Origin of the sequence: Flavobacterium zubiriense (assembly GCF_041729725.1) — a bacterium.
Lineage (GTDB): Bacteria > Bacteroidota > Bacteroidia > Flavobacteriales > Flavobacteriaceae > Flavobacterium > Flavobacterium zubiriense.
Genome location: NZ_JBCFQL010000004.1, coordinates 79,719 through 102,420, shown reverse-complemented (window position 1 = coordinate 102,420; position 22,702 = coordinate 79,719). Strand labels below are relative to the sequence as shown.

Annotated in this window: 15 protein-coding genes; 10 read left to right on the top strand and 5 right to left on the bottom strand. The window is 30.8% G+C overall.

Annotation, left to right across the window (positions count from 1 at the left end):
- Positions 1-164: 164 nt before the first annotated feature.
- The 5 genes from AAGV28_RS04850 to AAGV28_RS04830 form a co-directional block, all read right to left on the bottom strand.
- Positions 165-1,301, bottom strand: a complete 1,137-nt coding sequence (locus AAGV28_RS04850; RefSeq protein WP_373405699.1) for an aspartate aminotransferase family protein — start codon at positions 1,299-1,301, stop codon at positions 165-167.
- Positions 1,302-1,428: 127 nt separating this feature from the next.
- Positions 1,429-2,406, bottom strand: coding sequence for an N-acetyl-gamma-glutamyl-phosphate reductase (gene argC, locus AAGV28_RS04845; RefSeq protein WP_373405698.1), 978 nt, complete (start codon positions 2,404-2,406; stop codon positions 1,429-1,431).
- Positions 2,407-2,508: 102 nt separating this feature from the next.
- The gene (locus tag AAGV28_RS04840) at positions 2,509-3,702 is read right to left on the bottom strand and encodes an argininosuccinate synthase (protein WP_373405697.1); all 1,194 of its coding nucleotides are present in this window, start codon (positions 3,700-3,702) and stop codon (positions 2,509-2,511) included.
- 38 nt (positions 3,703-3,740) lie between these two features.
- On the bottom strand, positions 3,741-4,406 hold the full coding sequence (locus AAGV28_RS04835; protein WP_373405696.1) for a GNAT family N-acetyltransferase: 666 nt from the start codon (positions 4,404-4,406) through the stop codon (positions 3,741-3,743).
- A gap of 421 nt (positions 4,407-4,827) precedes the next feature.
- The gene (locus AAGV28_RS04830) at positions 4,828-6,006 is read right to left on the bottom strand and encodes a hypothetical protein (RefSeq protein WP_373405695.1); all 1,179 of its coding nucleotides are present in this window, start codon (positions 6,004-6,006) and stop codon (positions 4,828-4,830) included.
- Between the two features lie 658 nt (positions 6,007-6,664).
- Here AAGV28_RS04830 and AAGV28_RS04825 point away from each other — a divergent pair.
- From AAGV28_RS04825 to AAGV28_RS04780, 10 genes are all read left to right on the top strand, one after another.
- On the top strand, positions 6,665-11,647 hold the full coding sequence (locus AAGV28_RS04825) for a translocation/assembly module TamB domain-containing protein (protein WP_373405694.1): 4,983 nt from the start codon (positions 6,665-6,667) through the stop codon (positions 11,645-11,647).
- Positions 11,634-13,922, top strand: a complete 2,289-nt coding sequence (gene tamL / locus AAGV28_RS04820; protein WP_373405693.1) for a translocation and assembly module lipoprotein TamL — start codon at positions 11,634-11,636, stop codon at positions 13,920-13,922. Before AAGV28_RS04825 ends, tamL begins: the two co-directional genes overlap by 14 nt.
- Before the next feature lie 126 nt (positions 13,923-14,048).
- Positions 14,049-14,867 carry an MlaE family ABC transporter permease gene (locus AAGV28_RS04815; RefSeq protein WP_373405692.1) on the top strand — a complete coding sequence of 273 codons (819 nt, stop codon included), beginning with the start codon at positions 14,049-14,051 and terminating at the stop codon, positions 14,865-14,867.
- Complete coding sequence (locus AAGV28_RS04810) at positions 14,867-15,625, top strand: ABC transporter ATP-binding protein (protein WP_373405691.1); 759 nt, start codon at positions 14,867-14,869, stop codon at positions 15,623-15,625. The genes AAGV28_RS04815 and AAGV28_RS04810 overlap by 1 nt, the downstream gene beginning before the upstream one ends.
- A gap of 6 nt (positions 15,626-15,631) precedes the next feature.
- Positions 15,632-16,390, top strand: coding sequence for an MlaD family protein (locus AAGV28_RS04805; RefSeq protein ID WP_373405690.1), 759 nt, complete (start codon positions 15,632-15,634; stop codon positions 16,388-16,390).
- Between the two features lie 41 nt (positions 16,391-16,431).
- Positions 16,432-17,439: an AI-2E family transporter gene (locus AAGV28_RS04800; protein WP_373405689.1), complete on the top strand. Its 1,008-nt coding sequence runs from the start codon at positions 16,432-16,434 to the stop codon at positions 17,437-17,439.
- Between the two features lie 169 nt (positions 17,440-17,608).
- Complete coding sequence (locus AAGV28_RS04795; protein ID WP_373405688.1) at positions 17,609-19,435, top strand: SLC13 family permease; 1,827 nt, start codon at positions 17,609-17,611, stop codon at positions 19,433-19,435.
- 3 nt (positions 19,436-19,438) lie between these two features.
- Positions 19,439-20,341 (top strand): mechanosensitive ion channel family protein, encoded by a 903-nt coding sequence (locus tag AAGV28_RS04790; protein ID WP_373405687.1) that lies wholly within the window; start codon positions 19,439-19,441, stop codon positions 20,339-20,341.
- 39 nt (positions 20,342-20,380) lie between these two features.
- Entirely contained in the window at positions 20,381-20,722 is a 342-nt protein-coding gene (locus tag AAGV28_RS04785; RefSeq protein WP_373405686.1) for a hypothetical protein, read from the top strand.
- Between the two features lie 311 nt (positions 20,723-21,033).
- Positions 21,034-22,587: a DUF748 domain-containing protein gene (locus AAGV28_RS04780; RefSeq protein ID WP_373405685.1), complete on the top strand. Its 1,554-nt coding sequence runs from the start codon at positions 21,034-21,036 to the stop codon at positions 22,585-22,587.
- Positions 22,588-22,702: the final 115 nt, after the last annotated feature.

Sequence of the window (22,702 nt, the reverse complement as noted above, 5' to 3'; positions counted from 1 at the left end):
TAATTATAAAATCTGTAAAATCTGCGTGATAGATTTAGCACGCAGATTTTACAGATTTTTGCAGATGCTTATTCCTTGTAGTCAGAGACTTTGCGGAGGATGTTGATAAATAAATTTATTTTAACATCTGAAATCAAAAATCGTTAATCTACATTCAAAAATCATTATTTTAATTCTGCCAAACTTTCTTGTAACGCCACGATAAAAGTATCAATTGCAGCAGTTGTAATCGTTAATGGTGGAAGGATTCTCAATAAGTTTTTATTGTTAGAACCTCCTGTAAAAATGTGTTTTTCGATAATCATTTTCTTTCTCAAAGCATTCACGTCAAAATCGAACTCAACGCCTAGCATCAATCCTCTTCCTTTTACTTTGATGATTTCTGGAATTACTTTAATGGCTTCTAGGAAATAAGCTTCTACTTTTGCAGCATTTTCCATCAAATGATCTCTTTCGATAATATCCAAAACGGCAATACTGGCTGCACAGGCTAGGTGGCTTCCTCCAAAAGTAGTCCCTAATAAACCATAACTAGCTTCAAAATGCGGTGCAATTAAAATACCTCCAATTGGGAAACCGTTCCCCATTCCTTTGGCCATGCAAATAATGTCTGGCTTGATATTGTGAAATTGGTGCGCAAAAAACTTCCCGCTTCTACCAAAACCCGATTGCACTTCGTCTAAAATTAAAACTACATCATTGGCTTTACAAACTTTTTCCAAAGCCTGAAAAAATTCGGTTGTTCCTTGGTCTAAACCACCAACTCCTTGAATAGGTTCGATGATAACGGCACAAACATCTCCTTTTTTTAATTCTGCTTCTACCAAATCAATTTGGTTCAAAGGCAAGAAAGTAACGGCTTGTTGTGCGTTTAATGGCGCAACAATTTTTTTGTTATCGGTTACAGCAACTGCTGCAGAAGTTCTTCCGTGAAACGAATTGTCAAAAGCAATTACTCTTGATTTTTTTGTGTGAAAAGAAGCTACTTTTAAAGCATTTTCATTGGCTTCAGCACCAGAACTACATAGAAATAAGCTGAAATCAGTTAAGCCAGAAGCTTTTCCTAATTTCTCTGCTAATTCTACTTGTAAAGGATTCTGAATCGCATTCGAGTAAAAACTCAAATTATCCAATTGTGCTTTTACTTTTGCCACATAATCGGGCTGAGTATGACCAATAGAAATTACTCCGTGACCAGAGTATAAATCCAAATATTCGATTCCTTTATCGTCTGTAATGATGCAATCTAATGCTTTTACAGGCGTGATAGGATATAATGGGTAAACGTCAAATAAGTTCATTTTGTTTTAATTTAAAGATTTAAAAATTGAATGATTTAAAAATTCATTGCTGTATTTAAATGAATTTTTAATGTGTAAGATTTTCTAATTTTTTAATTATTAAATCCTTCAATCTTTTAATTGTTTTTTAGAATCCACACGGTTTCAAGTGCAATCCAGTAGTCTCTTCCAATCCAAACATTAAATTCATGTTTTGAACAGCCTGACCAGAGGCGCCTTTCAATAAATTATCAATTATTGAAGTAATTAAAACCCGGTTTCCTTTTTTCAATAAACTAATAATACATTTGTTCGTTTGTACTACCTGTTTCATGTTGATGTTAGTAGTAGTCACCGTTACAAAGGGTTGGTCTGCATAAAAAGCTTCGTATTTAGCCACTAAATCTTCTAAGCTTTCTTCTGATTTGGTATATAATGTAGCAAAAATTCCTCTAGGAAAATCCCCTCTGTTGGGAATAAAAATTAATTCGTCACTGTAAGAAGCTTGCAACTGTTTGATACTTTGGTTGATTTCGCCTAAGTGTTGGTGTTCAAAAGCTTTGTAATGTGAGAAATTGTTGTTTCTCCAGCTAAAATGAGAAGTAGCCGCTAAACCCACGCCAGCACCCGTACTTCCCGTTGTGGCATTGATGTGAACATCTTCACTCAATAATCCGTCAGCTGCTAATGGTAATAAGGCCAATTGAATAGCGGTAGCAAAACAACCTGGATTGGCAATATAATTTGCTTTTTTAATGTCGGTTTTATTCAATTCAGGCAAGCCGTAAACAAAGGATTTTCCGTTAAAGTCTTTGTCTTTTGTCAAACGAAAATCATTTCCTAAATCGATGATTTTTGTATTATCTGAGAATTTGTTGTTTTCTAAAAAGGAAATGGATTTTCCGTGTCCTAAACACAAGAAAAGTACTTCTACATTAGGATTAACGGTATCTGTAAAATTCATTTCGATATCGCCCAACAAATCTTGGTGCGCCACAGATAGTGGTTTTCCAGCGTTTGTAGTGCTGTAAACAAAATCCAATTGCGTATTCGGATGAAACATTAGAATTCTAATTAACTCTCCTGCCGTATATCCTGAACCACCTATTATTCCAACTTTAATCATAATATTTTTTTTAGTCTAAAGTTTTAAAGTCTAAAGTTATAAAGTTCATTGGAGGCTATTACTCGCTCTTTTGACTTTATGATATTCGACTTTTTGACTTCATTATTCGTAAATCTCTTTATTCACTGAAGAGAAGATATTTTGAGCATTACCTAAGATTTTAATAAATCCTTTAGCATCATCTGATGTCCAGGCGTTGTTCATTTCGCCATATTGACCAAAACCAGTGTTCATTAAATCATTTTCAGACTCGATTCCATCAAGTATAAAATGATACGGTTTCAAAGAAACAAATACTTTTCCGTTCACTGTTTTTTGAGTGTCTTCAAGGAAAGCCTCGATGTTGCGCATTACAGGATCCAAGAATTGACCTTCGTGGAATAGCATTCCGTACCAGTTGCCTAGTTGTTCTTTCCAGTATTGTTGCCATTTTCCTAGCGTGTGTTTCTCTAGTAAATGGTGTGCTTTTATAATGATAAGTGGAGCAGCAGCTTCAAAACCAACTCTTCCTTTGATTCCGATAATAGTATCACCTACGTGAGTGTCTCTACCAATGGCATAGGCACTAGCTAATTTTTCTAACACCACAATATTATTCGAAGGTTTGTCAGCAATTCCATTTACGGCTACTAATTGGCCGCCTTTGAATTCAAGAGTTACTTTTTCTTCACCTTCTTTTGTTAATTGAGATGGGTAGGCCTCACTCGGTAAAGCTTGGTGCGAAGTCAAGGTTTCTTTTCCTCCAACACTGGTTCCCCAAAGTCCTTTGTTGATTGAATATTGTGCTTTTTCCCAAGAATAGTGAACTCCGTTTTGAGATAAATAATCTACTTCTTCTTGTCTTGATAATTTCAGGTCACGAATAGGAGTGATGATTTCGATTTCTGGAGCGATGGTTTGGAAAATTAAATCAAAACGAATTTGGTCGTTTCCAGCACCTGTACTTCCATGAGCAATTGCAGTAGCACCCACAGATTTAGCATATTTTATAGCTTCAATTGCCTGAAAAACACGTTCAGCACTTACAGATAATGGATACGTATTGTTTTTTAATACATTTCCATAAATTAAATACTTGATGGCTTTGTCATAATATTTATCTAAGATAGTAAGATTAGCGTGTTTCGCACTTCCTAACTCATAGGCTCTGTCTTCGATAGCTTTTAATTCAGCATCATCAAAACCTCCTGTATTAATTAATACGGTGTGAACTTCATATCCTTTTTCATTTTTTAAATATTTAAGGCAATATGAGGTATCTAAACCTCCACTATAAGCTAATACAACTTTTTTCATTTTTTTTGGGCTATTAATGGCTATCGGCTTTTGTGCTTTTAGCTGATTAGATTTAATTTTTTATACAGTTTGATCAATTCGTCTTTATTTTCTAAAAACAAGGCTTGTTTGATTTTTTTCAATCGATTCCAAATCCGCACATTAAATGGATGTTTGGGTGGATCTTTTGGTTTTTCGGCAGGATCATAAAGCATTCCCGTACACAAACACATTTTGTACTCTTTACTTTTTAATATTTCAAAATTAGTACAGGTTTTACAACCTGACCAAAAAGTAGGGTCGCTGGTTAATTCCGAAAAAGGAACAGGTTTGTATCCTAAATCCGAGTTGATTTTCATTACCGCTAAACCCGTTGTGATACCAAAAACTTTGGCTCCTGGATATTTTTTCAACGAATAATCAAAAACAAAGGTTTTAATTTTCTTAGCTAAGCCTAAATTTCTAAAATCAGGATGTACAATCAGCCCTGAATGCGCAACAAATTTTCCGTGTTGCCAACTTTCGATATAGCAAAAACCTGCAAAATTTCCTTTTTTGTCCAATGCAATAACAGCATCCTTATTTTCCATTTTTTTCTGGACATATTCAGGAGTTCTTTTTGCTATTCCGGTTCCTCTCAATAAGGCAGACGTTTCTATCGTATCGCAAATAATTTGTGCGTACTTAAAATGTTCTTCTTGAGCTATAACAATAGAGATATTCATTTCAAAAGATGAATTTTGGGTTAAAAAATGTGAAATAATTAAATTTTAATATGGAACCTTTTTTGAAATTGACTGCAAAATTAACATAATAAAGCCAACAAGAAAAAATGTAGGAATATAAAAAAAATAAAATTTTACTTTTAGGATATGTAAATCCAATAAATAACGATTGTAATTTCAATGTGGTGATAATAAAATAATGAATAATAAGACCAAAAGCATTTTTAGATACTATACTAGTATCCGTACTTCGGGCGAAGTAACTGGCTTGTCTATCCGTGACAATGAGGAAATATGTACACTTTTATAATTCATTGGTGCAAAAGTACACATATTTTTCAAACAGAACAGTGTTTTATAATTTATTTTAACATTTGGATTTGTTGATCAAAAAGTTGTAATCTATTGGATTATATGGAATTTAAAATTTATTCCGCACTATAATTCCTTTGAGTTTGGCTTTCAAATCTTCGCCTGTATTATAAACCATTTGTTCGTTACTAGGAAACGGAACTAATTTTCGATTAAAATAAGAGTAATAGGATTCTTCTGTTGCTCTTTTATCGCCTTTGTAGGTCGAATAATCATTACTAAAAACAGATTCAGAGGCTAAAGGATAAGTTTGTAAAAGTTGTTTGTTTGTAAAATTGATATAATCCACATTTGCAGTAATTTGGCAAGCTTTAAACTGGTTGAATTCTCTAATTCGAATTACAATAGTTTTTAGATTATCAACTTTAATTGTTTTTCCAAGGCTGTCTTTTACGGGTTTACCATTTTTATCTAAAAGATCTTTAAAACCTTCTTTGATGACTTTTTCTTTAACAAATTCTTTCTCTTTTATTTGTTCAGGGGTGATGTTGATTGCTCTAAAATTGACAATGATTTGGTAATCATACTTGATTTGTTTTTGAATGCTGTTGTGGTAAACAGTCCATTTATCGTTCATTCCAAAGGTGTTGAAATCCAATAAATCATTTTGCAAAGCAACTGGAATAACCATATTAGTTTGGTTGCGTAAAGCTACATTTACATAATATCTTCCTTTGATTAAGGCTTCTTCTTGTAATTGAAGAGTGTTTTGGTAATTGGGATTGATTTGGTTTAGATATTCCAAATCGTCATAGGCTTTTCTAATCTCCACTTTGTTGGTTGACTGCAATAAGGCTTTGCTATTATCGTATAAATATTTAGACAACGCTTTTTTGCTTTCAACAATAGGTTTGTTGTAATTGTCGAAAGTGAATCTGGCATTCTTATTTTCTTTCAACAATTTTAAAGGGAGCAAAGGTTTTATTTTTTCCTGACGATTATCTAATTGTACATAGATGTTGAATATTTTTTCCAAATTAGAAGGGTTTTTGTCTTGTTCTAATAAATTCAAACTGTTTAAATCTCTTTCTTTGGCTTTAAAAAAAGCTTCTTCTAGCAAATAAACATATTCCTGATTTCCTTTTTTATCTTTATTCGAACGCAAATTAGAAATAGCATTGTCAATTGCTTCGTCATAATTTCCTGTAGTCAACAAATTCCTAGTTTGTTTCACACCGCAAGAACTAATAAATAAAAGTATAGAGAGTAGGAGTAGTTGTTTTTTCATTTTTAATATTTTGGACAAATATATTTTTAAAAAACTAATTTATTCTAATTATTGGGGCGCTGTTTAAATTTATTTTTTATAGCTATCCGTTTCTGATACCAATCAGTGAAAATAGCAAACAAATGAAATGGATTATAACTGATTTTTGCAGATTTTAATTTACAAAAAACTATATAAAATCCCCTTTCTATTGGTTCCATTAGTGGCATCCTTGGACTATTATTTATTTAGTTCGCTTAGCGGATATTGATGTTTTTTTAATGAATTTTCCATTTTAAGTTTCTTAAAGATGAGTAAATTAACGACTCAGATATAATTTCTGTGGTTTAAATAAAAATTTTTTCCGTACCAAAGAGAAAGTAGTACGAGCTACTTTACCTCTTTTGTTAACTTTAAAGAGTTTATTTTTGAAATTATACGATTAGAAGTTGAAATTCTAAAATTATTCCATGTAATTATGTAATGCCTTTCCTGTTTAATCAATATACCTTTGCTAAGATGTTTTATTAATGGAGGATTTATTAAAAAATTGAAATAAATGGTACTTTTTTTAATACTATTTTGAAATGAGAAATACTTATTATCTAATTACCTTTGCAATGATTTTCTTTATAAATAATATACTCAAATGATATAGTTTAATTGTCTGTCAAAAAATATGATATCTACAAAATTAAAAAAAATAACTAAAATTATATTAAGAATTATACTATTCTTTATTGCGCTTTTTTTGTTCATTGTACTTGCATTGCAAATCACTTTTGTCCAAAATTTTGTAAAAGACAAGGCTATTACTTATTTAGAGAAAAAGATTAAAACAAAAGTACAAGTAGGTGCTATTGAAATAGGTTTACCAAAAAAAGTCATCCTTCATGATTTTTATTTTGAAGATCAATCTAAGGATACTTTGTTAGCGGGAAAATCTCTAAAAGTAGACATCAGTCTTCTTGAATTGCTCAATAATAAAGTTGAAATCAATTCGATTGATTTAGAAAAAATTACGGCTAATATTAAAGTAAACAAAGATTCCGTTTTCAATTTTGATTACATTATCAAAGCTTTTGAATCTCCAAATGTAGCTAAAACAGAAAGTAAACCAATGGAGATTTTTATTAAAAAAGTCAATCTTGATGGTATTAAATTCAACTATAAAGACGCCGTTGCTAAAAACAATATTAACCTATTTATCCATCATTTTGACGCAAATATTGATGAATTTGATTTAAACAATTTATCTTTTGAAATTCCCAAAATCAATTTAAAAGGATTAAAACTAAATCTAAATCAAGACCTTGTTGAAGCTGCAAAAAAAGCAACTAAAAAAATTGAAAATGAAGCTAAAACTACTATCTTAAAAATGAAATTAAAAGATATTAATTTAGAAAACATTGATTTAAATTACAAAGATGAGTTAACTAATTTAGATACAAAAATTCAATTTGAAAAGTTACAAACCACAGTAGAAACCATTGATCTAGAAAAACAAATTATTGTTTTAAATTCAATAGCATTAAATAAAACCAGCGGTGCTCTTACATTAACTAAATCGGTTAAAGGTACCGTCAAATCTGAAGAAAAAGTGTCTGGTTTTCCTTGGAAAATTAATGTAGAAAGCATTGCAATACGCTCTCTTAACTTCAAATTCGATAATGATAATACACTAAAAACACAAAAAGGAATTGATTATAATCATTTGGATTTGAAAGATTTGTCATTAGAAGGAAAAGCATTGGTTATCAATGGAGATTCCTATAGTGGAATCATCGATTCGTTTACTTTTAAGGACAAAAGTGGTTTTCAATTAGACGAATTAACTACCGAATTCAGTTATGCTACTAAAGGTGCTTCCTTAAAAAAATTATATTTAAAAACGCCTAACACTACTTTACAGGATGCTATATTAGTTACTTATCCATCAATAGAATCGCTGAGAAAAAATATAGAATATTTAGCTGTAGATGCTACTTTAAAGGACAGTAAAATAGCTTTTAAAGATGTTTTATTACTTGTTCCGCAATTGAATACCAATGCTGTTTTTAAAAATTATCCCAATGCCATTGTAAATTTTAATGCTATTGTAAAAGGGAAATTGGATAATCTACAAATTGAGAGATTCAGTGCAAGCGGAATTGGTACTACAAAAGTTAATGTGAGAGGAACCATCAAAGGTTTGCCTAATGTGGATAAAAGTGTTTTTGATGTTGCAATTCTTAATTTTGAAAGTTCATCAAAAGATATTCTTGCTTTTACACCTAAAAATACCATTCCTACTACGCTTCAACTACCAGAAAAATTCAATCTAAAAGGGATTTTTAAAGGAAGTATTACAGCATTTAAAACCGATTTGGTGCTAAATAGTTCTTTGGGGAATGCCATTGTAAACGCAACTTTTGACCAAAGTAGAAAAAATAATGAGAAATATATTGCTGATGCTACGGTTGAAAATTTTGATGTTGGAAAATTAATCAAGAACAAACAAATTGGAAAAGTATCTGCCAATGCTACTATAAATGGTAGAAGTCTTGATCCAGCAAAGGCAACGGCAAAGTTGACTTCAAAAATTTTGAAAGCACATTACAATGCCTACGATTATAAAAACATCAACCTTAGCGGAAACATCCATAATGGTGTTTTTGAAGTTAATGCTAATAGTACAGATCCTAATTTAACCTTTGTTTTAGCCGCAACAGGAACATCCAATCCTAAAAAACCAACTGTAGATTTAAAACTGAATCTGGATATTATAGATTTGAATAAGTTGAATCTTCATGCGGGTCCATTAAAATTAAGAGGTGATGTTAGTGCTCATTTTGACGATTTAAACCCTGATAATCTTAACGGGACAATCGATGCTAGTAATTTTACAGTTGCTTTAGAAAAAGAGCAATTTTCATTAGATACCATAAGTCTTAAAGCAATTTCTACTATCGAAAGAGATTCTATTATTTTAAAATCTCAATTTATTAAAGGATTGGTATCCGGAAATTATAAACTTTCTACCATTGGCAATCAATTGATGAATTCCATTTCTAAATACTATAAATTAAATAATGGATATGTCAAAAACGAAGAAAATCAAAATATGGATTTTAAATTCGTTGTTAAAGAACATGCAATTACTAAAAAAATACTGCCTGAAATTAAAGAACTATCTGAAATAACCATCGAAGGAAAATACAATTCAGTAAATGATACCATTATAATCAATGCTTCGATTCCGAGGTTAGTTTATGGAGCTAACGAAATTTCAAATGGTATTTTAAAAATCAATAATCAGGATAATGCTTTGCTTTATAATTTGTCTTTGGGTACACTTAAAAACAGTCAGTTTGAAATTCCAAAAACAACCTTAATTGGTAAATTAGAAAACAATACCATTGATTATGAATTGAATATTAAAGATCTAGAAAACAAAGAAAGGTATGTCATTAATGGAAATTTCAAAGATATAGTAGGAGTATCAGTTATCCATCTCAATCCTGAAAAACTGCTTTTAAATTACGAGAATTGGAAAATTGACCCCAATAACACTATTAAATTAGAGGAAAAAGGTATACAGGTTTCAAAATTCGAAATTCAAAATGATGGACAATTGTTTGCTATTCAATCAGAAAAAAATGTTGCTAATGCACCCATTCTAGTCGATTTTAAAAACTTTAAATTAGAAACCTTAAGCAATATAGCCAAATCAAATTTTGAAGTAGGCGGTGCTGTAAATGGAAAAGCTACGGTTAAAAACGCAACCAAAGACCCATTATTTATTGCCGATTTAAATGTTGAGAATTTTAGAATTAAAAATGATACTGTTGGAAATTTAGTAATTAAAGTAGATAATAGAACGGCTAATTTGTACCGTGCTAATGTAGGTTTATCTGGTTTCGATAATCAGGTGAATATTGGTGGTAACTATAATATAAGCAATCAGAGTTTAGATTTTATTGTAGATATTGAAAAACTCCAAATGAAATCTGTACAAGCTTTTACAATAGATAATCTTAAAGAAAGTGAAGGCTATTTGAATGGGAAATTAAATGTTCAAGGACAGGCTTCTAATCCTAATGTGAATGGAAATATAAAATTTAATTCAGTTGCTTTTAATGTGACTCAATTAAATTCAAAATTCAAATTGAATGATGATAATATATCTTTCAATTCCAATAAAATTATTTTTAAAAACTTTAATCTTCAGGACGAAAAGGAGAATCCTTTAACGGTAAACGGCACAATCAATAGTCAGGATTATACTAATTTAGGGTTTGATTTAAATTTGACCGCTAAAAATTTCAGAGCTGTAAACTCAAAGGCAAAAGACAATCGTTTATTTTATGGAGAGTTGTATTTAGATAACAATATAGATATTAAAGGGACTTTGAACAATCCTATTATTGATGGAAGCATTAAGGTGAATCCAGATACAAAATTTACTATTGTATTACCACAAGACAATCCGTCTATTGCCGATAGAGAAGGAATTGTGGAATTTATAGATCAAGATCAGCCTGTTTTAATTACTGTTGAAGATCCAACGAAGGAACTTGTGCAAACAGAAATTAAAGGAATTAATGCTTCGGTAAATATTGTGGTGGATAAAAAAGCAGAAATTTCAATTGTAATTGATGAAGCGAATGGTGATTTTTTAAAATTACAAGGAGAAGCTGAATTAACTGGAGGAATTGATCCATCGGGTAAAACCACATTGACCGGTAAATACGAATTTACAGGAGGAAGTTATGAAATGAATTTTAACTTGATTAAAAGAAAATTCGAAATCCAACCTGAAAGTTATATTTTATGGACTGGTGAACCCACAGCTGCAACCACTAATATTACAGCTGTTTATAAGGTAGAAGCTTCGCCACTGGATCTTGTGGACGATCAATTGACAGGGATAACTGCCGAAACTAGAAATACCTACAAGCAAAAAATTCCCTTTGAAACTAATTTAATGATGAAGGGCGAATTATTACGTCCTGAAATAAGTTTTGATATTATTTTGCCAGAAGGAAACAACAATGTTTCGACCGAAATTATAAACACTACACAAGCAAAATTAGAACAAATTAGGCGTGATGATGATGCGATGAACAAACAAGTATTTGCATTGTTATTATTGAACCGTTTTATAGGCGATAATCCATTTGAAAGTGAAGCTGGTGGTACCAGTGGTGCTTATTTAGCCAAACAAAGTGTCAGTAAAATTTTGTCGCAACAGCTCAATAATTTAGCAGGAGATTTGATAAAAGGTTTTGAATTGGATTTTGATCTTCAGGCTACAGAAGATTATACAACAGGAGAAAAACAAGAAAGAACAGATTTAACTGTTGGTCTTTCAAAACAATTATTCAATGACCGATTAAAAGTTACTGTGGGAAGTAGTTTTGGTGTAGAAGGCGCACAACAACAAAATGAACAATCTACAAATATAGCTGGAGATGTTTCCGCAGATTATTTAATTTCAAAAGATGGTCGCTATAAATTTAGAGCTTATAGAAAAAATAACTACCAAGTAGCCTTACAAGGTCAGGTAATAGAAACAGGTGTAGCTTTTATTATTACGATGAACTACAATAAATTTAAAGAGTTGTTTCAAAATAAAGGCAAAGCCAATAGAAAAAAACAGAATAAAAATGAGAATCAATAACTACATCATACTACTTTTTTCAGCAAGCTTATTCTTGGGTTGTAGCGGTACTAGTAAAATTCCAGAAGGAGATTTATTATATGTAGGGCATACTATTTCGGTTAAAAAAGGAGAAGAGCCTAAAAAAGTTAGAAAGAAAATAAAATCAGAATTGGATGGATTAATTCGTCCTAAACCCAATAAATCCTTTTTAGGACTGCGTCCAAGTATCTTTTTTTACAACCTCATTGGTGAAGCTAAAAAAGAAAAAGGTTTTAAACATTGGGTCAAATATAAATTAGGCGAGGAACCTGTTTTAATGAGTAAAGTTGATTTAAATTACAATCAAAAAGTAATACAAAATTATGTTGAAAACAGAGGTTTTTTTAATGCAATAAGTAAAGCTGACTCTATTAAAAAAGGCAAAAAAGCAAAAGCCAATTACGAAGTGGCGTTAAACGCACAATATAAAATTAAGTCGGTTGTTTTTCCAAAGGATTCTATTCTTTTAGGAAAAGAAATTAAACTACTTGAAGAAAATAGTTTTTTAAAAGTAGGTAATGCATACGATTTAGATCATATTAAAAACGAACGTTCTCGTATTGACTTAAAATTAAAAGAGCGCGGTTTTTATTATTTTAACGAAGATTACCTTTTAATTCAAGTAGATAGCACAGTGGCTAAACATGAAGTAGATTTGCTTGTAAAAATTAAAAACAATATTCCTGAAAAAGCAAAGATTCAATATTCAATCAATACTATTTATGTCTATCCCAGTTTCAATTTAAAGAGAGATACGGTTTCAAAACGAAAAATGGATACCATTAAATATGGTGATATTACTATAATGGATAATAAAACGGTGTTTAAGCCTTTTATTTTTGATAAAACATTATTGTTTAATAAACAGGATTTATATAATAGAACTACTCATAATTTATCGTTGAACCGATTGATTACATTAGGAACATTCAAGTTTGTCAAGAATGAATTTAAAGAAAATAATACCTCTAAAAATGAATTAGATGTCTATTATTATTTGACTCCGTTACCAAAAAAGTCGATACAAGTCGAGGCATTGGCCAAAACAAATTCGGCTAATTATTCTGGAACCGAATTAAATATTAATTGGAGTAATCGTAATTTATTTAAAGGAGCAGAACTATTAAACATATCCGCATTTACAGGAATAGAAGTTCAGGTTTCAGGACAAAATAAGGGATTTAATGTGTATCGTTTTGGAGGGGAAGCCAGCTTGATTTGGCCGCGATTTATTTCTCCTTTCCAAATGAGTTCGGGCAGTGCTTATGTACCTAAAACAAAAGCATCTTTGAGTTATGAATACCAATTGAGAACAAAGCTCTATTCGTTAAAAACCTTCAATAGTTCGTTTGGATATTTATGGAAGGAAAACGAAAGAAAAGAACACAATTTAAGTTTGGTCAATATCGCGTATACTTCACCTAATGATGTATCGGAGTTGTATCAATCCCAAATTGATGAAAATGCTTCTTTGCAAAAAGTAATAGATCGACAACTTATTTTTGGCACTACCTATACTTATACTTACACTAATACCATGTTGAAAAACAAAAAAAACAACATTTATTTTAAAGGAGGAATTGATTTTTCAGGAAATTCATTAGGATTGTTGTTAGGTGGGAATGATGAAACTCCTAAAAATTTACTTGGAGTTCCATTTAGTCAGTATTCAAAATTGGAATTTGAATTCCGTCATTATTATAATTTTAATAAAGAAACCACACTTGCAAGCCGAATTATTGTAGGTGGAGGAATACCTTATGGAAATTCGAAAGATTTACCTTTTATCAAACAGTTTTTTATTGGAGGAACAAGCAGTGTGAGAGCTTTTAGAGCAAGATCTATAGGTCCAGGAACCTTTGATGGAAGTACGGTAACCGATAATTCATTTTTGCCAGACCAATCGGGAGATTTAAAGCTTGAGTTTAGTACTGAATTAAGAGCTAAAATATACAAAATTGTAAAAGGAGCTGTTTTTGTTGATGCAGGAAATATATGGTTACTGAATGAAACTACTGAAAAGCCAGGAGCTGAATTTACGGGACAATTTTTAAATCAATTGGCAGTAGGAACTGGATTAGGTTTACGTTTTGATTTTAATTTTTTAGTGCTTAGAACCGATTTAGCATTTCCATTAAGGAAACCTTATTTGCCAAAAGGAAGTCAATGGGTTATTGACGATATTAAATTTTCAGATGGAGCTTGGCGTAAAGAAAATTTAATTTTTAATGTAGCTATTGGGTATCCTTTTTAATATCAGTCTTTTATACGTAAATCGTTAGTGTGTAATAATAGGTATTATGTAAGATAAATCTAAAATAGTATAAATTTTACGCCATAAAAGGGTATATCTTTATTTAATAATTCAAAAAATAAAGATATGCTCAAAGAATTACTCAAACCAGATAGAGTTTCTTTAAATTCTCCCTCTTTTATTGGTCGTATAAAAGATTATAGTATTTCCTTTTTAATTGATTTGGCAAATGCTACACAGTATTTAAAAATAGTGTTCAATAGCTTTTTTACAAAGAGGTTTGAATTTCAAGAATTCTTAAAACAATGTTATCAAATAGGAAACAAATCCGTAGGTTTAATTTCCATTACAGGTTTAATCATTGGTTTAGTTCTAACCATTCAATCCAGACCTCCATTGGTTCAATTTGGGGCGGTAGCCATGTTACCAGGAATGGTTGCTATTTCGATAATTAGAGAAATGGGACCTGTAATTACGGCTCTAATTTGTGCTGGAAAAATAGGTTCAAGTATGGGGGCTGAATTGGGTTCCATGCGCGTGAGTGAACAAATAGATGCTATGGAAGTATCTAATACCTATCCCATTAGTTTTTTAGTTATTCCAAGAGTCTTAGCTGCCATTGTAATGATTCCATTGCTTACAATGTATGCAGATGCTATTGGGATTTTTGGCAGCTGGTTAGGAATAAATATTAAGGACGACATGAGTTTACGATTATTCTTAAATCAGGCTTTTGTTAATGTAGATTTTATTGACATTATTCCTGCTGTGATTAAATCCTTCTTTTTTGGTGCTGTTATTGGTTTAGTAGGATGTTATAAAGGATACAATGCTGGACGAGGAACAGAAAGTGTTGGGATTGCAGCAAACTCAGCTGTAGTAACAGGATCATTATTATTAATCATTGTAGACTTAATTGCTGTACAAATAACCGATTTATTATAATGGAAGACCAAACTAACAAAAAACACACAAACAAGGTAGTTATAGAAATTAAAAATCTTGAAAAAAGTTTTGGTGAGACTAAGATACTTGATGGAATTGAGTTACAACTTTATGAAAATGAGAATTTAGTTGTATTAGGAAAATCAGGGTCAGGAAAATCGGTTTTAATAAAGTGTATTGTGAGTCTTTTAAAACACGACGCGGGTAGTATTACTGTAGGCAAATATGAATTGACCGATATTAATGAAGAAGATTTAATAAAAGTACGCAAAAAAATAGGCTTTCTATTTCAAGGTGCTGCACTCTATGATTCCATGACGGTAAGAGAAAATTTGACTTTTGCGTTATCAAGACTAAAAGAAAAGTTTTCTAAACAAGAAATAAATGATAAAATTACCGAAGCCCTAGAAAATGTAGGTTTACCTGACTCAATTGATAAAATGCCATCTGAATTATCGGGGGGAATGAAAAAAAGAATAGGCTTAGCAAGAACATTGGTTGTACATCCTGAAATCATTCTATATGATGAGCCCACAACGGGGTTAGACCCCATAACTTCAGATGAAATAAGTCATTTAATAAACGAAACTAAGGCTAAATTTAAAAATTCGTCCATCATTATTACTCATGATATTAATTGCGTTAAAACGGTGGCGGACAGAATTATTATGATTAAAGACGGAAAAGTTTATAAAGAAGGCAATTTACGGGAATTCATCAACGACGATGACGCTTATATTAAATCATTTTTTAAATAAATAATTATGACAACAAGTAGTACTACATACAAAATAAAATTAGGGATTTTTGTATCTTTAGGGATATTGATTTTATTTCTAATTATTTTCTTTATTGGAACTAACCAAAATTTATTTGGTTCAAAATTTAGAGTTAAAGCTAATTTCCGTAATGTAAGCGGACTTCAAATTGGCAGTCAAGTTCGTTTTTCTGGAATAGCAGTTGGAACCATCGAAAATATTGTAATAATTAATGATTCTACTGTAAATGTTGAGGCAGTGATGGATCAGGAAATTAAAAGATTTATAAAAAAAGACAGTAAAGCTTCGATCGCTTCTGAAGGTGTGATTGGAAATAAAATTTTAATCATTTCACAAGGAAACACAAGATTGCCACAAGTAAAAGATGGGGCAACAATTGACTCTTTTGAACCTGTAGAATTTGATGATATAATATCGTCCATTAAAGTCACGGCTGAAAATGCAGAGATTATTACCGGAGAACTTGCACTTTTGTTAAATAATATTAATAATGGAGAAGGGACTATTGGAAAACTAATGAATGATGAGCAGATGGCCAAAGATTTAGATAAAACCATGGAAAATCTAAAAAAGAGTTCGAAAGGCTTAAGTGAAAATATGGAAGCTGCTAAAAGTAACTTTTTGTTAAGAGGTTATTTTAAAAAGAAAGAAAAAGAAGCAGAAAAAGTAAAGAAAGAGGCCGAAAAAAAAGAGAATGACGCTAAAAAGCAAGCCGAAAAAGAAGCTGAAAGAGCAAAGAAATAATAACTAATTTAACTAATCTTTAAACCGAAATAGAGTTAACAATGAACATTATTAATCCAAAAATAATTCGTCAAATCTTCATCCTCTTATTAATTTTTTTAATGGGAGGATTGATTTTTAGGGAAATGATTCCTTATCTTTTAGGTGTATTTGGAGCTATTACATTATTTGTATTGCTAAAAGGGACTATGAGAAAACTGGTAAACAAAGGATGGAGTCCTAATTTAGCAGCAGCAACTCTTATGTTTTTGTCATTTATTTCTATTTTAATTCCTGTTATAGGAGCCTTAATAATGTTAGGTAATAAAATAGGTCAGGCAACAAAAAGCACAGAAAAATTTATAAAAGTAGTGAAAACTCATCTAAAAGATTGGGAACATTCTTTAGGTTTTAGTATTACAGACCAAATTGACGCTTCATCCGTTTCCAGTGGAATAGCTAGTAGTGTTACTGATATTTTAGGAAGTACAATGAATGCTTTTATTGCCATTGCTATAATGTACTTTTTTTTGTTTTATATGCTTATCAATCAAAGACAACTCCGAAAGGTTTTGATAGAATACATTCCTATGAACAACGAAAGTCTGGAAACATTGGGTGTTACAGTTAGTGAAATGGTGCGATCTAATTCATTAGGAATTCCTTTAGTAGCAGTAGCTCAGGGTTTTGTAGCCTTATTAGGTTTTTTGATATTTGGTGTAGAAAGTCCGTTTTTTTGGGCGGTAGTGGTCACAATTGGTTCGATGATTCCTTTTATTGGAAATTTATTGGGCACACTTCCTGTTTTTATATTAGCATTGTCTGATGGCGATGCGTTTCAGGCATGGGGAGTTCTTTTGTATGGTGTGATAGTGGTAGGAACTACAGATAATATTATTCGTTTGTATGTATTAAAAAAAATGGATAATGTTCATCCTTTAATTACTCTTCTAGGAGTAATAATAGGAATTCCGCTTTTTGGGTTTATGGGTTTGGTATTTGGTCCTTTATTAATTAGTCTGTTCTTGTTGATAGTACGTATTTATAAGCAGGAATTTGCAAAAGAATAGGAAACATTTTATGGGAGCCGGTTTAAATTTATTAGCAAAATAAATTTTCCTTTCCTGTCTCGCCTCCGCGGGTGAAAAATTTCTTGAAATTCATTTTGATGAATTTTAAACTGACTCTAAATTATTCTTGTTGAAAAGTAACTTTTTTCAAAACGATAAACACTAGTATATGGATTGGAATATCTTTTTAATGTTCGGGGTACTATTGATTACAATAGTGTTATTTGTCTTTGAAGTTTTCTCGATAGACAAAATAGCATTTTTTATCATTGTATCATTAATTTTATTAGGTCTTGTAACACCCGAACAAGGCGTCAGTGGTTTTTCAAATAATGCAACAATTGCGGTACTCGCTTTAATGATATTAGCTATTGCTATGGAAGAAAATGGAGTTATCCATTGGCTTACTTCAAGTATGGGAAAGATTAAATCATTGCCCATTTATATTATGGCTCCTGTTTTTATGTTTTTTACGGCAGCTATTTCGGCTTTTATAAGTACAACTGCAGTGGTGATTGTATTTATTAAAATTGTCAACCAGCTTTCAGAAAAATATAAAATACCACAATCTAAACTACTATTGCCTATTTCTTTTGCAGGTATTTTAGGTGGATCTTGTACTTTGATGGGAACATCAACTAATTTAATTGTAAATTCTGTTGCCAATAATTTAGGAGCTGAACAGATAGGTTTTTTTGAATTCTCAATTTTAGGTGTTGTATTTTTAGTTGTTGCTATTATTTTTATTACACTAACCTTAGGATGGCTTCCGTGGGATAAAGCAAAAAGTCTTAGTAAAGATTACGAAATTGAAGATTATATTACTAAGATTAGAATCAATCCCGAATCAAAATTAATTGGGACAAAAATTCAAGATAGTTTTCTGTTTTTAAATGAAAACATCTCGCTATTACAAATCATAAGAAACAATCTTGTACATAATTCTCCAGGAAAATACATTACGCTTAAAGAAGGCGATGAGCTTCTTTTGATGTGTAATATTGAGAATTTAACATTGATAAAAAAATCAGATGATTTTTCGGTTTATGAAGAAAAAGACGTAGCTGAATCACAAGCTGAGACTGAAAAAAACAAAGAAACAGAACTTAATACGGAACTAAATGAAAATGTTTTTGTAGAACTTTTAATTCTTCCTGGCGCTATTTTGATTGATAAAAACATGAGCAGTTTAAGGAGTTTTATGATTCAAGATGCGATTCCTTTGGCCATAAAAAAGAGAAAAACTTTAATGAATTTAAAGGAAAGAATTGTGCGGAATAGTATGGATAATTTGGTTTTAAAAGCTGGTGACCGTTTATTAGTAGAAGTGCCAAAAGCGCAGCTACCTGTACTGCAATCTATGGAGAATGTAGTTTTATTACAAGAGTATGATACCGTTAATAAAACTTCAAATTTTAAAAAATATTTTTCATTAGCTGTTTTACTTTTAGTAATTGGTCTAGCAGCAACAGGTTTGTTGTCTATAATGGTCAGTGCATTAACGGGAGTTAGTATATTATTGCTAACAAAAAATCTGGATTTGAATACGATTTACAAAAAAGTAAATTGGCAAATCTTTTTCTTGTTGGCAGGGATGATGCCATTGGGTTTTGCTATGCACAATACAGGTACCGATATTTTTATTTCAGAAAAATTATTGGATTTTTTAGGTGGTCAGTCTAATTACATTATCATAGGTACACTATTTTTAGTAACTATGTTATTAAGTGGTGTTGTAAGTAATAATGCAACGGCTGTTATCATGACTCCCATTGCTATCTCAATTGCTCAAGGTATGAATTTAGACTTTAAGCCATTTATATTAACAATTATGTTTGCTGCTAACTTTAGTTTTTTTACTCCAATGGGCTATCAGACCAATACTATAATTTACGGGATAGGGAATTATAACTTTAAACACTTTTTACTAATAGGCGGAATATTGAGTGCGATTTTATGGCTATTAGCAACATTTTTATTAACAAAAATGATATAAAGTATGAAAAATAATTTTGCATTAGAGGAAACTTTAAACAGTCTATGGGATAAGTTAGCCGGATGGCTTGATGCTTTCATTCTTAAATTGCCAAATTTTATTATGGCAATTCTAATCATGGTCTTGTTTTATTTTATTGCACGAAGTGTAAAAAAAATTCTGCAGAAAATTCTATTGTATCGAGTGGCTCAAAAATCCATCCAAAACATTTCTGTAAAAATTGTTTTTATAGTAGTCTTATTAATTGGTTTTTTTATAGCTCTAAGCGTATTAGGGCTTAATAAATTATTGACAAGTGTGCTAGCCGGTGCTGGTGTCCTGGGTTTAGCCATTGGATTAGCGTTGCAAGGAACATTGAGTAATACTTTTGGTGGAGTAGTATTATCGTTCATGGATAAAATAAGAATAAACGATTACATTGAAACATCTGAAGCGAAAGGATTTGTTTCAGAAATAACACTGCGAAATGTGGTATTGCGCCAAACCGATAATAATTATGTAATTGTACCGAATTCAAAATTTGTAGATAATTCTTTTACTAATTATTCGATAAGCACCCGAAGCAGGATTGCCGTAAAATGCTCAGTGAGTTACGAAAGTGATCTTCAAAAAGTAGAAGATTTAGTAATACGGATTATCAATGAAAATTTCAAACAAGAGGAGGGAGAAACGGTAGAATTTTTCTTTACAGAATTTGGTGATTATTCAATTGGTTTTATGACGCGTTTTTGGATAGATATGATTAAAATTAAACAAGAGCATGACGCCAGACATAAGGCTATAAAACTTATAAAAAGTCATTTTGAGACTGAAGGTATAAAAATTCCATATCCAATTCGAACGTTGGAATTTGGAAAAAACACTTTCGATACTAAATATGAAAATGACAATCAAGAAAATATTTAGCATACACATATTCTAATAATAATTTTAAAAAAAAAGAAAATGAAAAATCAATTTGACAAACATGAGATAGATTATATAAAAATATATCAGAGTAAAGGTTTTGCGGCTAATTTTTATTTTAAAGATAATAAATTGATCAATAGTGATACTAAAACGGAATACCTACCAACCGATATTTTTGTAGTTGCAGAACACAGATATGAGGGGATGAGTAACCCTTCGGATATGTCGATTTTGTACATCATTAAAACAAAAAATGGCGACAAAGGTACATTACTAATGGGATATGGACCTACTGCGGATCTAGAACTAGCTGAATTTTTTAAAAAAATTCCCGAAACAAACGTTTCAGACGAAGAAAATATCAATAATGATAAATAGATTCGTGCCTTCCATTTAAAATAAAGTCCCCAGTATTTATTGATAAAGCATAGCAATATGTTGTATTTAGAGCCTGTTTGAATTTATTTTATTTAATAAATTTTCTTTTTCCCCGTCCCGCCGCGGCGGGTGGAAAATTTTTTAAAAATTCATCAAAATTACACTCTTTAGGGTTTGGGGAAATTAATTTTGATGAATTTAAAACAGGCCCTTTATAGCAGAAATATAAATTGTTATAGTTCTGTTATAATAATGGAACGCCTTTCAATTTGAAACCTATTTTGAAGTTGAATTCTACCAATAAAAATCTTATGAAGATTAGAAATAAAAAATTTATTGCGATACTCTCCATTTTAGTACTCATTGTATTGACTGTATTTGTATTACAATGGTATGCTAAAAAATATATGGAGGAATTTATAATTGAAAAAATCCCTTCAAATTATAGTATGAAATATGCTGATATAGATATTAATATTTTATTGGGTAATATAGCATTAAACAATGCAACGGTGAAAATTAAAAGTAAAGATGCACAACAATACCACACTGCTATAAAAACAGAAAGTATTGAATTAAACGGTATTGGTTATAGGGATTTATTATGCAATGAAATACTGACTATAAAAAGTCTTCAGTTAAAAAATCCTAAGCTTCATTACTATCCGTACCAGCAAATTGTTTCGAAAAAAGCCAATATCAATACCAGAGACAAAGGGATAAAAACGCTCACTATTAAGAAAATAGCTGTTACAAATGGAAGCGTTGCAATAATGAAAAAAAGTGCAGATAGTATTAAAGTAGCACTTTCATCTTATAATTTAACAATCTTAGGGAGTAGTATCAATTTAAAATCTACCGAAGAAATGCCTGTAATTTTTGATAGTTTCCAACTTGAGGCTCAAGAAATAATGGTAGATAATAACGATTATGATAAACTTAAAATAGACTCTATTTCAGCCAATAAAGAAGATTTGAAAATAACTAACTTTCAAATCGTTCCAAAATACAATAAAAAAGAACTTTCTGCACATTTAAAAAAAGAACGTGACTATATAAAGTTGAAAATTCCACATATTATTTTAAAAGAACTAGATTTTAATTTTAAACAAACCCGATTGGCTATTACAGCGACATCAGGCGAAATAGTAAAGCCAAACTTAGAAGTTTATAGAGACAAACTAATAGCTGATAACTTAACAGCCAAACCATTGTATAGTACGTCTTTAAGAAATTTGTCTTTTGACTTCAATATTGATCAGATAAAAATTAAAAAGGGTTATATTTCTTATGCTGAATTAGTGGTGCCTGATAAAAAAGCAGGAAAGTTGTTTTTTGATGAGGTTGATGCTACTGTCTACCACATTTCCAATTTAAAAAAAGCTAAAAAAACAGAAATAAAAATCAAATCTAAATTGATGGGAGTTGCTCCTTTAACATTGAATTGGAGTTTTGATGTAAATAATTCTGCTGATGCGTTTATGGTTAACGGTTCCGTTAGTAATTTAGATGCTCAAGTTTTAAATCCTTTTTTTAAACCCAATTTAAATGCGTTGGCCGAAGGAACGCTTCAGCAAATGTATTTTAACTTTAACGGAAATTCTACGGCGTCTAAAGGAGAAATGAAGATGAAATATGTCGATTTTAATTTTAAAATATTACAAAAGAATAGTAATAAAATAAATAAATTTTTAACCGCTGTAGGGAATATTTTTATACGCAAAGATTCTAAAGCTGACCCGAAAGATTTTCGTTACGGAGAAATTGATGCTGAACGTGATTCAACCAAGTCATTCTTCAATTACTTATGGATTAATGTAAAAAGTGGTATTGTAAATACGCTAACTGGTAACGGTAAAAAATAAGCTGATAAGTTAATAGAAATGGATTTATTCTATTGAATAGGTTATGGTATTAAAAAATAAATACAAATTCTGGATTTAATTGGATTGGGTTAACAATTATCTTTTTAAGGGTAAT